This window comes from Stenotrophomonas thermophila (assembly GCF_001499715.1).
In the GTDB taxonomy this organism is placed as follows: Bacteria; Pseudomonadota; Gammaproteobacteria; order Xanthomonadales; family Xanthomonadaceae; genus Stenotrophomonas; species Stenotrophomonas hibiscicola.
Window position 1 is genome coordinate 241,179 of record NZ_CVIW01000023.1, and the last position, 13,305, is coordinate 254,483.

Genomic DNA, 13,305 nt, shown 5'->3' on the forward strand with positions numbered 1-13,305 from the left:
GGTCGGATCGCATCCGGCGAAAATCCACGCCGATGCGGGTCGGGTAGCGCCGGGCCATGCCCGGCGGCAATCAGCGCCGATGCGCCAGCAGCAGGTGGAAATGCTTCTCCCGCGTCTGCCCGTCATTGCCGGCAGCAGTTTCGCGATGGCTGCGCCAGGCCGAGATGTTGAATCCCGACACGCGCATCGCCAGCTCAACTGCGTCCAGTTCGTGCAGCTGGAAATCGGCGGCAAACGGCAGGCTGCGCATGAAGGCCGCATCGCCGAACGCCAGGCACAGCCGCCCTCCCCGGCGCAGTACGCGCGCAAGCTCGTCCAGCACCGGGGCCAGGTTGGGCCAGAAGTACAGGGTGTTGACCGCCAGTGCGGCATCCACGGATGCCTCGTCCACCGGCAGCGAATGGGCATCGCCAAGCCGCATCGCGGCCCGGTCGCCCAGGCCGGCACTGGCCAGCCGCCGGTTGCCGGCCTCGACCATGGCGGCGGACAGTTCAACGCCCAGGTACTGGCTGCCCGGCGCTTGCAACAGCTGGGGCGCGAAGGCCGCATTGCCGGGGCCGATCTCCAGGATGCGTTCGCCGGCCGCCACCGCCAGCAGCCCGATCGCGGCCAGGTTCAGGGCGCTGTTGCTGCGGTTCATCGAGTCGGCCACCGCCAGTGCGGCGTCGCCATGAGGCTGCCGCAGCTGCGCGGCCAGGGTGGAAGCATCCAGCATCGTCGTCGTCCATCGAAGAGATTCGGACGTGGCGGCGGCGGGTCCGCCGATGACCATAGCGCTGACCTTGCGGCTTGGGAAGTAGGGAAACCCCGCTGCAGGGTGATGAGCAAATGTCCAGCGTCGCAGTCGGTGAGATCTGGTTGTCCACAGGGGGTGTGGATTACGCGTGGGCAACTTTGTGGATAAACCGCGACAGGCTCCACCCCCCTAGGCTGTCAAGATGGGTGGCGAAAAATTCACCGCCGGTGAGGGCGCGTGAGGGAACGGTGAAGGCCGCGGCCTGCCGGCGCTGTCGCCGGCAGCGGCGCTCGCGGTAACCTGTGGGCCTCGATGCTCCGTGAGACCCCATGAAACGTCACTTCTCGATGCTGCGCGAATTCCAGCTGGCCGACTGGTTCACCTTGGCCAATGCTTTCTGCGGCACCGGTGCGGTGTTTGCCGCAATGCGCTTCCTGCAGGACGGCGAGCGCGGCTACCTGCTGTTCGGCATGGCGCTGATACCGCTGGCCTTCATCTTCGACGCCCTCGACGGCCGCATCGCGCGCTGGCGCAAGTCCAGCTCCACCCTGGGGCGCGAGCTGGATTCGCTGTCCGACGTGATCTCGTTCGGCGTCGCGCCGGCGGCGCTGGCCTATGCATGTGGCATGCAGGGCGGCTGGGACTGGCTGGTGCTGAGCTATTTCGTCTGCTGTGGCGTCAGCCGCCTGGCGCGCTACAACGTCACCGCCGAGGCAATGACCGGCGACGAGGGCAAGGTCACGTATTTTGAAGGCACCCCTATCCCGACCAGCCTGGTGCTGGTGATCGTGCTGGCGATCGCCGCCGGTACCGATGCCATCGGCCAGAACATCTGGTTCGGCCAGTGGCAGATCGGCCCGTGGCAGCTGCACCCGATGGTGCTGCTGTTCGCCCTGTCCGGGTCGCTGATGATCAGCAAGACCCTGCGCATTCCCAAGCCATGAGCCAGCCCTGCGGAGGCCTGCGATGACCAGCTCGGCCCACGACGCCGGCAGCAGTGATTTCGAGACCCTGGCCCGGCAGTACTTCGGCGCCTGGGGCGATGCCCTGCGCCACGCGGGCACGCCCAGCGCACCGGCGGGCGACGACCCGGGCAGCTGGCAGCGCCTGTTCGACTGGTGGGGCCAGCTGTTGCCGGAACAGGGCCCAGGCGCGCCGGAAGATGCCGTGCGCCGGTTCCGCGAACAGGCCGGGAGCTGGTACGGCACCATGCAAGAGGTCGCCGCTCGGTTTGCCGGCCGCGACGCCAGCAGTGCCGATGTGGCCCAGGCCTGGCGTGAGGCGGTGCAGGGGCAGGGAGATGGCATGCTGCAATGGATGCTGCAAGGGGCCCGTGGCAGCACCCACGCCGGCGCCGCCGTGCCCGAATTCGCCGCATGGCTGCAGCAGTTCCAGCTGCAGGCGGGCCCATGGCTGCAGAGCCCGGCATTCGGCCCCGGCCGCGAGCACCAGGCGCGCTGGCAGGCCCTGCTGCGTGCGCAGGAAGAATACCAGCAGCATTCGCGCGCCTATGTCGACCTGATCAAGCGGGCACTGGACGAGGCCTTTGCGTTGTTCGAGCAGCGCCTGGCCGAGCACGAACAGCCGGGCAGCCAGCTGACCAGCGCCCGCGCGATGTTCGACCTGTGGATCGAAGTGGCCGAGGAGGCCTACGCCAAGGTCGCCATGTCCGAACCGTTCCAGCAGGTGTACGCCTCGCTGGGCAACGCGCAGATGCGCCTGCGTGCCGGCCTGCAGCGCGAGGTGGAACAGATGAGTGAACGTATCGGCCTGCCGACCCGCAGCGAGATGGATGCCGCACACCGCCGTATCGCCGAGCTGGAGCGCAGCCTGCGCCGCCTGCAGGCACAGGTGGCGGCGCTGGCTGGAACTGCCGAGGTGGACCCAGTGGCGCAGCCGGCGCCGGCGAAGGTGAAGCCGGCCGTACGCAAGGCCGCGAAGAAGGCCGCGCCGGCAAAGAAGGCGGCTGCGAAAAAGGCGTCAGCGAAAAAGGCCGCACCTCGCACTTCCACTCGGACGCGTGACCGATGAAGGGGCCGCTGGGCTTCAACGCCGATGACCTGATGCAGGAAACCCTGGCCATGCAGCGCAAGCTGATGGAAGGGCTGAAGCTGCTGCCGCAGGTGGAAGACGTGGACTATGGCGTGACCGCGCGTGAGGAAGTCTGGCGCGACGGCAAGGTGGTGCTGTACCGCTTCGTCGGCGAACAGTCACCGACCCGGCGTACGCCGCTGCTGATCGTCTACGCGCTGGTCAACCGTCCGTACATGGTCGACCTGCAGGCCGACCGTTCGCTGGTGCAGAAGCTGCTGGCGCTGGGCCAGGACGTGTACGTGCTGGACTGGGGCTACCCGGATCGCTCGGAGCGCTTCCAGACCCTGGAGGACTACCTGCTGCGCTACATCGATGGTGCCGTCGATGCGCTGCGTGCGCGCAGTGGTGGCCCGGTCGACCTGCTGGGTATCTGCCAAGGCGGCGTGTTCGCACTCTGCTACGCCGCGTTGCGCCGGCAGAAGCTGGGCAAGCTGATCACCATGGTCACCCCGGTCGATTTCCAGACGGCCGACAACATGCTCTCGCACTGGGCGCGGCAGGTGGATGTGGACCTGCTGGTGGATACGCTGGGCAACATCCCGGCCGACCTGATGAATGCCAGTTATCTGATGCTCAAGCCGTTCCGCCTCAATGTGCAGAAGTACGTGGGCCTGCTCGACATCCTCGATGACAAGGCCGCGCTGGAGGACTTCCTGCGCATGGAGAAGTGGATCTTCGATTCACCGGATCTGGCGGGCGAGGCGTTCCGCGACTTCATCAAGCAGTTCTACCAGGGCAACGGATTGATGAACGGCACGGTGCGGATCGGCGAGGAAGCGGTGGATCTGTCGCAGGTGACCCTGCCGGTGCTGAACATCTATGCAGAACAGGACCATCTGGTGCCACCGGATGCTTCGCGCGCGATGCGTGGGCGCCTGGGTACGGATGACTACACCGAGTCCAGTTTCCGTGGTGGGCATATCGGCATCTACGTTTCCGGCCGTGCGCAGCGCGAAGTGCCGGCCACGATCGATGGCTGGTTGAAGGCGCGTGACCTGTAGAGTCGAGCCATGCTCGACTGACCTGGGGGGATGATGACGTACCGGATTCTGTTGATTCTTGCGGCACTGCTGGCAGCGCCGCTTGCCCACGCCGCACCCAGTGCGGATGCACGGCGGGAGATCGCCCAGCTGATCGCCAGCCTGGACGGCTCCCAATGCCGCTTCCAGCGCAATGGCAGCTGGCACGATGGCAGTGATGCGCGCGCGCACCTGCAGCGCAAGTACGACTACCTGCTGAAGAAGGACATGGTGGACAGCGCCGAGCAGTTCATCGAGCGCGCTGCCAGCCAGAGCAGCATGAGTGGCAAGCCCTACCGCATCCAGTGTCCAGGACAGCCTGAACAGACCGCAGCCGCCTGGTTCGGCGCACGCCTGCAGGCCCTGCGCCACCGCACGCCGTAGACATCGGGGCGGTGTAGAGTCCAGCCATGCTCGACTGCCTTGTCCGTTTTCCGGAGCCGCTGCCATGAACACCACGCCCAAGACGCTGTCGCGCTCATTGAACGATCGCATGATCGCCGGCGTGATGGGCGGCATCGCCCACCGCTTCGGCTGGAACCCCACGCTGGTGCGGATCGTGTTCGTGCTGATATCGATTGGCTCGGCCGCCTTCCCCGGCATTCTGATCTACCTGATCCTGTGGCTGCTGATGCCGAACGAGGCCGATTGAACACGGCCGCTCGACCCTGGCCGCTGTGGCTGCGTGCGCTGCAGATGCTGGGCGCAGCATGGACGTTGCCCAATTCGCTGCTCGGCCTGATTGGCGGCCTGGCCGGTATGCTCGGCGGCGCGTCATTGCGTTGGAGCGCGCGCGACTGTGCGCTGGTGTTCGATCGCTGGCCGTGGGGGCCAGGCGGGGCGATCACGCTGGGGAACGTGATCCTGCATACCGGCCATGACCTGGGGATTTCCTGCCGCACCTATGCGCATCAGGCGGGGTGGGGCGTGGAACCGCTGATCCGGCTGGATGATCACGAACGTGCGCACGTGTACCAGTACATGGTGCTGGGCCCGCTGTACCTGCCGGTATACCTGCTGTGCGGCGGGGTGAGTGCGCGCAATCCGTTCGAACGGGCGGCCGATCATTTCGCCCGGTTCGGGCGTGGCTGGTGGCCGTAGTTTCCAGCCAACGGCGCAGCCCCTCGTGGGTGGTCGCGGAATGCGTTTCATGTGATTGGGCCGGGCGGGGTGGGTTCGCGGGACACGCCGTAAACCCGTCCCTGGGGGCTCGATGGCGCCATCCATGGCGCCAACGGTCCCGCGAACCCACCCGCCCGGCCCCTGACAGTTTCCGTGCGCGTCCAGCCACGGAGAAGAAATAGAACAGCAGAAGCGGGTCGCGCGCTGCGCTTGCTCGCGAGCGGGGCATGGCTTGGCTTGGCTGGTCTCTACAGGAAGCAACAAATCAGCCGGCCAAGCCGTTTTTGCTTTTGATCTTCTTTTTTCTTTTCCGTGGGGGGAGGCAGGCATCAGGAACCTGTCAGCGGCCGGGAGGGTGGGTGGGGCGGGGTGTCCGCGGCATGGATGCCGCGGCCAAGCCCCCAAGGACGGGTTCACGGCGTCCCCGCACTACCCACCCTCCCGGCCAGCCCCCGGGAAACCAGCTTTCCGCGAACAACCAAACCACCCACGAGGGGCTGCGCCGTTGGCGGGAATCCCCCACGGATTCGTTAGCCGGAAGTTAAAGATCCGTAAGCATTCTGCTGCGATCCCGCAGTCATCTGCATGCAACCGATCGTCATTAGCCTTCGTGACGTTCCAGTCAGGTTCGACGCGGTAAGCTCTCCCTCGATGAGCTCGCAGCATCGCTCATCGAGTGCAGTACGCAGTAGCAATTTGGAGGAATACATCACATGGCAATCGTTCTTTATGTCGGTGGTAGCAAGGATGGCGAGAAGGGCGTGGTGCCCTACGGCTTCAGCAAATCCCGCGCCGACACCGCGCTGGGGCCGGAGTTCTACACGGAGCGGTTCATGGAACTGCAGGGTGTCGGCAAGGTCCGCCTGATGGCCCTGGAAGGCATGCGTGACGAGATCGTCATGCAGCGCGCCGCCAGCCACTACCGCTGACCTTCGTAACACGCGGCAGGGCGCGCCCACCATCGCGCGCCCGCGCCGGCATCCCAGCCCAGGGCCAGTCCGGGCCCGCGCTTTGCCAGGATGCCGGCGTCCAATCCGGCTACGCCGCTGAACCTTGCGCCCTGTCAATGCCTTGTCCGGCTCCGTCGCGGGTTGCCAGAATGGGGTCTTCCCGTAATGCGGCACAGACCTGAAGCAATGCACGACGCCAAGAACGCCCAGAGCGCGCTCGCCCAGCAGATCGCCCAGACCATCGCCGACGAGATCGGTGCCCAGTCCGCCCAGGTGCGCGCCGCCGTCGGCCTGCTCGACGAGGGCGCCAGCGTTCCGTTCATCGCGCGCTACCGCAAGGAAGTGACCGGCGGCCTGGACGACACCCAGCTGCGCAACCTGGAAGTGCGCCTGACCTACCTGCGCGAGCTGGAGGACCGTCGCGCAGCGGTGCTGGCCAGCATCGGCGAACAGGGCAAGCTCAGCGACGAACTGCGCAACGACATCCTGGCCGCCGATACCAAGAGCCGTCTGGAAGACCTGTACCTGCCGTACAAGCCCAAGCGCCGTACCCGCGCCCAGATCGCCCGCGAGGCGGGGCTGGAGCCGCTGGCCGATGGCCTGCTGGCCGACCCGACGCAGGACCCGCAGAGCTTTGCGGCCAGCTTCGTCAATGCCGACAAAGGCGTGGCCGACACCAAGGCTGCGCTGGAAGGTGCGCGCGCGATCCTGATGGAGCGCTGGGGTGAAGACGCCGCGCTGGTCGGCGAACTGCGCACCTGGCTGGGCGAAACCGGCGTGATCCGCGCGCGCGTGGCCGAGGGCAAGGAAACCGAAGGCGCCAAGTACCGCGATTACTTCGATCACGCCGAGTCGTTGGCGAAGATTCCCTCGCACCGGCTGCTGGCGCTGTTTCGCGCGCGCCGCGAGGAGATCCTGTTCCTGGAGCTGGACCCCGGCAGTGATGCCGAGGCCGGCCACCAGTACGCCGAAGGGCGCGTGGCGCGCAGGGCCGGCATCGCCGACCAGGGCCGCGCCGCCGACCGCTGGCTGCTGGACGCCTGCCGGCTCACCTGGCGCGCCAAGCTGCACACGCACCTGCTGCTGGACCTGTTCAACCAGGCCCGTGAGAAGGCCGAAGCCGAGGCCATCGCGGTGTTCGGCGACAACCTGAAGGACCTGTTGCTGGCGGCACCCGCCGGCCCGAAGACCGTGCTCGGACTGGACCCGGGCATCCGCACCGGCTGCAAGATCGCCGTGGTCGATGCCACCGGCAAGCTGGTGGCCACCGACACCATCTACCCGCACGAGCCGCGTCGCCAGTGGGAGCAGTCGCTGCAGACGATCAAGCAGCTGTGCGCCAAGCACAACGTGGAACTGATCGCGATCGGCAACGGCACCGCCAGCCGTGAAACCGACAAGCTGGCCGGCGAAGCGATCAAGGCCGCTGGCAACCCGAAGCTGCAGAAGGTGGTGGTCAGCGAGGCCGGCGCGTCGGTGTACTCGGCGTCCGAGTTCGCGGCCAGGGAGTTCCCGGAGCTGGACGTGTCGCTACGTGGGGCGGTGTCGATCGCCCGCCGCCTGCAGGACCCGCTGGCCGAACTGGTGAAGATCGAACCCAAGGCCATCGGTGTCGGCCAGTACCAGCACGATGTGGACCAGTACCGCCTGGCGCGCGCGCTGGATGCCCGCGTGGAGGACTGCGTGAACGCGGTGGGCGTGTACGTGAACACCGCTTCGGCTGCACTGTTGTCGCGGGTGTCCGGCCTGTCGGCCACGGTGGCCGAGAACATCGTGCGCCACCGTGATGCGAACGGCCCGTTCAAGCGCCGCAAGGACCTGCTGAAGGTGGCGCGCCTGGGCGAGAAGACCTTTGAACAGTGCGCGGGCTTCCTGCGCATTGCCGACGGTGATGAGCCGCTGGATGCTTCGGCGGTACACCCCGAAGCCTACCCGGTGGTCGAGCGCATCGTGGCCAGCACCGCGCGCCCGATCAAGGCGCTGATCGGTGATGGCAGCTTCCTGCGCGGCCTGAAGGCCGAGCAGTTCACCGATGCCACCTTCGGCGTGCCGACCGTGCGTGACATCCTCAAGGAACTGGAGAAGCCGGGCCGAGACCCACGCCCCGAGTTCAAGGCGGCACGCTTCGCCGAGGGCGTCGAGGACATCAAGGATCTGCGCGAGGGCATGGTGCTCGAGGGTGTGGTAAGCAACGTGGCGGCCTTTGGTGCCTTCGTCGATATCGGTGTGCACCAGGATGGCCTGATCCACATTTCGGCCCTGTCCGATACGTTCGTGAAGGACCCGCGCGACGTGGTCAAGGCCGGCGATATCGTCAAGGTGAAGGTGCTGGAGGTGGACGTGGCGCGCAAGCGCATCGCCCTGACCCGGCGCCTGGACGATACCCCCGGCCAAGCCACCAGCCGCCCGGGCCAGCGTGATGAGCGCGGCCATGGGCAGGGTCCGCGCCGCGATGCAGGCGGCCAGAACCGCGGGCCGTACCGGGGCCAGGGCAATGGCGGCCGTCCCGCCGCGTCCGCGCCCCCGGCCAACAACGCCCTGGCCGAAGCCTTCGCCCGCGCCAAGCGCAGTTGAGGACCGTGTTCCCCGTCACGCTTGATTCGTGGCGGGGGGACTTGTCGATTTTCCCCGTGATTGCGCACACTTGCGCTTGAGGGGAGGCGTCCGGCCACCCCGCTGTTGCTGGGGAGGGCCATGACGCCAGCAGGACCCGTCGTCTTCGTTGAGGTCTGCAGCGTCGCGCTGCGGCCGCTGCCTCTCTGTGCGGGCCGGGGTACGGGTTGATGGCCGGCCAGGGAGCCAACGGCAACGGGTTGCTGGAGCGGCGCCTGCAGGCGCTGGCCGAAGAGCGTCGTCGCCTGGCGATGATCATTGACGGCACCGCCGCCGGCACCTGGGAGTGGAACGTGCAGACCGGCGAGATGCGGGTCAATGCGCGCTGGGCGGAGATCGTCGGTTATCGCCTGGAAGAGCTGGAGCCGGTGTGCCAGAAGACGTTCCTGAAGCTGGTCCATCCCGATGACATCGTCCTGTCCGACGCGGCACTTGAGGATCATTTTGAAGGCCGCAGCGACAACTATGTCTGCCTGCTCCGCATGCGCCACAAGAACGGCCAGTGGATATGGATCCACGACCGTGGCCGCGTGTTCGAATGGGATGGGCAGGGACGACCGCTGTGGATGGCCGGTGCGCATGCCGACGTGACCGAGCTGCAGCAGGCGCGGCAGGACGCCGCCGAAAGCCGGCAGCGGCTGCAGGCCGTGGTCGATGCGTCCGACGAGGTGGCGGTGATCGCGACCGATACCGAAGGCACCATTACCCTGTTCAATACCGGTGCGCAACGCCTGCTGGGATACAGCGCGGAGGAAGTGGTCGGACAGCGGCGACTGGGTGATTTCCACGATCCGGACGAGTTGGCGGCATGGCTGCGCCCGCTGGCGGCTGCGGACGGACGCCTGCCGGGCGCGTTTGAAGCCCTCAGCGCCCGTGCCGATGCGCAGACCTATTCAAGGCAATGGACATTGCGGCGCAAGGACGGCCAGCCACGCCAGGTGCGCCTGTCGATCAGCCGCATGGATGGTGCCGGCGGCGCGCGCATCGGCTACGTCGGCATGTCCATCGACATCACCGAGATCCTGCAGGCACGTGCCGAAGCACGCTTGGCGGCGGAGAAATTCGCCGGTGCGTTCACGTCGGCGGCGCTGGGCATGGCGCTGGTGTCGCTGGAGGGGCGCTGGCTGGACGTCAATGACGCCCTGTGCCGGATCCTGGGCTACCCCCGCGAGGAACTGCTGCAGGTTGATTTCCAACGCCTGACCCACCCCGATGACCTGCAGGCCGACCTGGCCCTGGTGCAGGATCTGCTGGCCGGGCGGCGCAGTCACTATCACCTGGAAAAGCGCTATCTCGATCGCGACGGCAAGGTGATCTGGGCGCGGCTGTCGGTCTCGCTGGTGCGCAACGAGCATGGCGAGCCGCTGCATTTCGTGTCGCAGATCCAGGACATCAGCGCCCAGCGCAGCAGCGAACAGCGCCTGTTCGAGAGCGAGCAGCGCAGCCGCATCACCCTCGATGCCGTGGCCGATCTGGTGCTCAGCGTCAGTCTGGACGGTCGTATCGATTACGCCAACGCCGCTGCTGTCCGCACCCTCGCCGGTGATGGCGCGCTGTCGCTGGCAGGGCACAACGTGCAGGACGTGCTGGCGCTGACCACCGAATACGCGCCCGGCTCGGTGCTTGATGTATCCGTGCTGCTGGACCCGGAAAGCAATGCGGTGGACCTGCATGCCGATCTTCTGCTGCGCCTGGGCACGGCCACGATCCCGGTCGATCTGACCCGCGCCTGGCTGCGCGATGACGAGGGCCATGTGCGCGGCGCGGTGTGGGTGCTGCGCGACGACACCCAGCAGCGGGCGCGGCAGCGCGAAGCCCGCCACCTGGCCGAGATCGATCCGCTGACCGAGCTGAGCAACCGTCGTGGCTTCGAGGTGCATCTGCAGCAGGCGATCACCCGCGTGGAGCGTACTGGCCAGGCCGCCTCGCTGATGTACATCGACCTGGACCGCTTCAAGCCGGTCAACGACACCTGGGGCCATCTGGCCGGTGACGCCGTGCTGTGGGCGGTGGCCAGCGTGCTGCGCCACGGCGTGCGGGATTCGGATGTGGTGGCGCGGCTGGGTGGCGATGAGTTCGCGGTGATCCTGTCCGGTTGCACGCCGCGTCGTGCAGCGCGCATTGGCGGCGAGCTGCTGCACACCCTGGCGTCGCTGTCGATTCCGTGGGACCAGGACCGCCTGCATGTGGGCGCCAGCATCGGCATCGCGCCCTTGACGGGCGGGATGAGCGTCGACCAGGCCGTGGCGGCGGCCGATGCCCAGTGCTACCGGGCCAAGGCAATGGGCCGCAACAACGTGCAGGTACAGGGCGAGGCGAGTGAGCTGCCGGGCGGCGACATCGATCCGACCGAGGGCTGATCTCAACCTGTGAGAGGGCGTGCGCGAATACTCCGCGCACTTCCCCTCCTACAGGTGGTCCCATGAATGTCTGCAACCCGGTGACGCTGCGTGCCTACGCCCCGGCAATGGTCGGCTGGTGCCTGGCCCTGGCCGCCTGCCTGCGTGCGGAACAGCTGCGCGGCGACCTGCACGCGCAGGCCCTGCTGCCGGTGCTGCAGGGCGGCGCGGTCGCCTTGCTGGTGTTCACGCTGTCCTGCATCGGTGCCGCCAGCATCATACTGTGGCGGGCGGGCAGGAACGCGGTGGAGTGATGCGGTGGATGGTTATCGCATCCCCCATGCGCAGTTGCGTCAGCGCAGTACTTCATCCGAACTGACCAGCTGCACGTCATGCATCAGGTTGAGGTAAGCCTCGTAATAGCCCTTGTGTGACGCGCCGACGATGGTCAGCATGCGGGTGCCTGGATGCTGGCCGAGCACGTCGCGCATGTTGGCGACCATGCGCAGGTTACGGGTTTCCCAGTAGCCCAGGTAGTTGCGGCCGAAGCCTTCCGGTGAGGGTTCGACAAGCGTCGCGCCGAAGTCGCTGTTGAACGCCACCATCGCGGTCTCGGGTGCGTTGTAGGCGCGATACATCGCGAGTAATCCTTCCGGTTGAACAAGATTGGCTTCGAGCCGTTCATCAGCCGCCCTGCGTGCTTTGACGAAGGCGTTGTCCCAGGCGCCGCGTATGGCGGCAGCGTAGGCCTTCTGCTGCGATTCCGGTGTGGGCGAATCCGCAGTGTGGTCGTCCACCGACCACAGGCGTTCCAGTCCGAGGCGTGCGGCAAGCACGCCGGCCACCAGGACGGCCTCGTTGCGGCGGGTCATGCGCGTGTCGAGAAACTGCACCAGCTCCGGAGTCAGGCTGTCGGCCGCACGGCGCTCTTCCCGGGGCAGCCGCAGCCATTGGACGACTGCCGAGCTGCTCTCGCCCGCAGCCAGGAAGACTGCGGCCAAGCGACGTCGCTGGGCAGCGCTTGGCGCCTTGGGCCAATCTGCAAGCAGGCGTTCCATTTCCACGTTGGCGCTGGGCACGTCCAGACCGGTGGCGGCCTGCGCCGGTGCCGGATCGACGCAGTAGTCCGCGACGCTCTCCGCGTATCGGGCCGGATTGCGGCGCATGAAGTCACACTGCAGGCCGGACACGTTCTCCACGGCGATCGCGGTGGGCCGCCAGGCCTCCAGGCGCTGCAGCAGAGGTTCCAGCATTGCCGGCGTGAAGGCCTCCGGCAGGCTCGACAGGTGCGGGCTGCCCAGCACCAGTACCTGGTTGGGGCGTCCTGCGGGGGGGCTCTTCAGCTGGTCCGGGTGGAAGGCCGGTCGATAGGCGGTGCCGGTGGCCAGCGCATTGCTGCTGCATAGGGCCAAGAGAAGAAGGCTGGCAAAGCGAGGGAACATGCGATCTCCATGTAAATGAGCATCCCGCGGGACCTTCATGCTGGTGGTTTTCCCCTGCGGGCGAACCCCGCATCGGTCATGTAAACCTTTTTTCCTTGAGCTGCATCCTTCTGTCGGCGATGTGGTCGGCTGCCTCCCTGCGCCTGCGCTGTACAGCGTTCCGCCAACCGGTGGCGGAACGGATCCGGTCCAGCCGTTCATTGGCCCAATGCCTTGGTGTGAAGGCGGGGACACGTGAGAAAGGCGTAAAGTACACGGCAATCGTCCACCGCATTCCGCCTGCAATGGACGGAGTTGCGACGGACGTCGCGGAATGCCGCTAAAGCGGCCGACGGCATCGCCGATATCCCGTCTGGATCCCGCTCCAGTCACCCGCCGCAGGACCCAGGCTGCCCCCGATGGGTGGTCCGCGCAGTGTGCTCCGCCGCCCCAGATGCCGATCGCACCCGCAGCAGACGTTCTTGGCAGTCGCTCGAGAGGTGCCGTGGGCACCTGTAGTCCCTGGCAACTGATGTTGCCGCCGGGCATCCCGCCCGGCGGGTCACAACCGCTTACCGGACACCGAGGATCAGACAATGCTCATTCCAGGCTTCATGGCAGGCGCGCAGGCGCCGGACGAGCTGCATACCCGATGGTCGCCGTGGCGTACGCTGCTTGGCGTGCTGGCGCCGCAGCAACGCACCGGCACAGCGAAGGCGATGACCGGCCGCACCGAGCTGGAGGCGCAGGTGGCCGCGCTGCATCGCGTGCAGGCCGTCATCGAGTTCGCGCTCGACGGAACCATCCTGCAGGCCAATGACAATTTCCTGCAGGCGATGGGGTACCGGCTGGAGGAGATCCAAGGCAGGCATCATTCCCTGTTCGTCGACCCCGAGCAGGCGCGCAGCGCCGAGTACCGCGACTTCTGGGCGCGCTTGGGGCGCGGCGAATACGACGCCGGGCAGTACCGCCGGTTCGGCAAGGGCCAGCGCGAGATCTGGATCCAGGCCT

The 13,305-nt window shown here is 67.0% G+C and carries 13 protein-coding genes; 11 read left to right on the plus strand and 2 right to left on the minus strand.

The window, feature by feature from the left end:
• Positions 1-70 precede the first annotated feature (70 nt).
• Entirely contained in the window at positions 71-715 is a 645-nt protein-coding gene (locus BN1263_RS12190; protein ID WP_058981417.1) for a class I SAM-dependent methyltransferase, read from the minus strand.
• A gap of 350 nt (positions 716-1,065) precedes the next feature.
• On the opposite strand from BN1263_RS12190, the gene BN1263_RS12195 reads away from it, so the two are divergent.
• The 10 genes from BN1263_RS12195 (at position 1,066) to BN1263_RS12240 (ending at position 11,187) form a co-directional block, all read left to right on the plus strand.
• The gene (locus BN1263_RS12195) at positions 1,066-1,680 is read left to right on the plus strand and encodes a CDP-alcohol phosphatidyltransferase family protein (protein WP_019660264.1); all 615 of its coding nucleotides are present in this window, start codon (positions 1,066-1,068) and stop codon (positions 1,678-1,680) included.
• Between the two features lie 22 nt (positions 1,681-1,702).
• Complete coding sequence (gene phaE, locus BN1263_RS12200; RefSeq protein ID WP_058981418.1) at positions 1,703-2,767, plus strand: class III poly(R)-hydroxyalkanoic acid synthase subunit PhaE; 1,065 nt, start codon at positions 1,703-1,705, stop codon at positions 2,765-2,767.
• Positions 2,764-3,831 (plus strand): class III poly(R)-hydroxyalkanoic acid synthase subunit PhaC, encoded by a 1,068-nt coding sequence (phaC, locus tag BN1263_RS12205; RefSeq protein WP_021202818.1) that lies wholly within the window; start codon positions 2,764-2,766, stop codon positions 3,829-3,831. The genes phaE and phaC overlap by 4 nt, the downstream gene beginning before the upstream one ends.
• 33 nt (positions 3,832-3,864) lie before the next feature.
• Entirely contained in the window at positions 3,865-4,233 is a 369-nt protein-coding gene (locus BN1263_RS12210; RefSeq protein WP_031269840.1) for a YfeK family protein, read from the plus strand.
• 64 nt (positions 4,234-4,297) lie between these two features.
• Positions 4,298-4,501: a PspC domain-containing protein gene (locus BN1263_RS12215; protein WP_058981420.1), complete on the plus strand. Its 204-nt coding sequence runs from the start codon at positions 4,298-4,300 to the stop codon at positions 4,499-4,501.
• Complete coding sequence (locus BN1263_RS12220) at positions 4,498-4,950, plus strand: hypothetical protein (protein WP_019660259.1); 453 nt, start codon at positions 4,498-4,500, stop codon at positions 4,948-4,950. The genes BN1263_RS12215 and BN1263_RS12220 overlap by 4 nt, the downstream gene beginning before the upstream one ends.
• Before the next feature lie 734 nt (positions 4,951-5,684).
• A complete protein-coding gene (locus tag BN1263_RS12225) occupies positions 5,685-5,900 on the plus strand; it encodes a hypothetical protein (protein WP_058981422.1) in 216 nt (71 codons plus the stop codon).
• A gap of 207 nt (positions 5,901-6,107) precedes the next feature.
• Positions 6,108-8,495 carry a Tex family protein gene (locus tag BN1263_RS12230; protein ID WP_058981424.1) on the plus strand — a complete coding sequence of 796 codons (2,388 nt, stop codon included), beginning with the start codon at positions 6,108-6,110 and terminating at the stop codon, positions 8,493-8,495.
• Between the two features lie 209 nt (positions 8,496-8,704).
• Positions 8,705-10,894, plus strand: a complete 2,190-nt coding sequence (locus BN1263_RS12235) for a PAS domain S-box protein (RefSeq protein WP_058981426.1) — start codon at positions 8,705-8,707, stop codon at positions 10,892-10,894.
• Between the two features lie 62 nt (positions 10,895-10,956).
• A complete protein-coding gene (locus tag BN1263_RS12240) occupies positions 10,957-11,187 on the plus strand; it encodes a hypothetical protein (RefSeq protein WP_058981428.1) in 231 nt (76 codons plus the stop codon).
• A 39-nt stretch (positions 11,188-11,226) separates the two neighbouring features.
• On the opposite strand, the gene BN1263_RS12245 is transcribed toward BN1263_RS12240, so the two are convergent.
• Positions 11,227-12,315, minus strand: coding sequence for a DUF5694 domain-containing protein (locus tag BN1263_RS12245; RefSeq protein ID WP_058981430.1), 1,089 nt, complete (start codon positions 12,313-12,315; stop codon positions 11,227-11,229).
• A gap of 575 nt (positions 12,316-12,890) precedes the next feature.
• On the opposite strand from BN1263_RS12245, the gene BN1263_RS12250 reads away from it, so the two are divergent.
• On the plus strand, positions 12,891-13,305 hold a 415-nt coding region (locus BN1263_RS12250; protein WP_144435351.1), incomplete at its 3' end, for a PAS domain-containing protein.

Excerpts from the sequence above, each read along its gene's own strand:
- BN1263_RS12245 (WP_058981430.1), bottom strand. The coding sequence starts at position 12,315 with ATGTTCCCTCGCTTTGCCAGCCTTCTTCTCTTGGCCCTATGCAGCAGC.
- BN1263_RS12190 (WP_058981417.1), bottom strand. The coding sequence starts at position 715 with ATGCTGGATGCTTCCACCCTGGCCGCGCAGCTGCGGCAGCCTCATGGC.
- BN1263_RS12210 (WP_031269840.1), top strand. The coding sequence starts at position 3,865 with ATGACGTACCGGATTCTGTTGATTCTTGCGGCACTGCTGGCAGCGCCG.
- BN1263_RS12235 (WP_058981426.1), top strand. The coding sequence starts at position 8,705 with ATGGCCGGCCAGGGAGCCAACGGCAACGGGTTGCTGGAGCGGCGCCTG.
- BN1263_RS12215 (WP_058981420.1), top strand. The coding sequence starts at position 4,298 with ATGAACACCACGCCCAAGACGCTGTCGCGCTCATTGAACGATCGCATG.
- phaE (WP_058981418.1), top strand. The coding sequence starts at position 1,703 with ATGACCAGCTCGGCCCACGACGCCGGCAGCAGTGATTTCGAGACCCTG.
- phaC (WP_021202818.1), top strand. The coding sequence starts at position 2,764 with ATGAAGGGGCCGCTGGGCTTCAACGCCGATGACCTGATGCAGGAAACC.
- BN1263_RS12230 (WP_058981424.1), top strand. The coding sequence starts at position 6,108 with ATGCACGACGCCAAGAACGCCCAGAGCGCGCTCGCCCAGCAGATCGCC.
- BN1263_RS12195 (WP_019660264.1), top strand. The coding sequence starts at position 1,066 with ATGAAACGTCACTTCTCGATGCTGCGCGAATTCCAGCTGGCCGACTGG.
- BN1263_RS12240 (WP_058981428.1), top strand. The coding sequence starts at position 10,957 with ATGAATGTCTGCAACCCGGTGACGCTGCGTGCCTACGCCCCGGCAATG.
- BN1263_RS12225 (WP_058981422.1), top strand. The coding sequence starts at position 5,685 with ATGGCAATCGTTCTTTATGTCGGTGGTAGCAAGGATGGCGAGAAGGGC.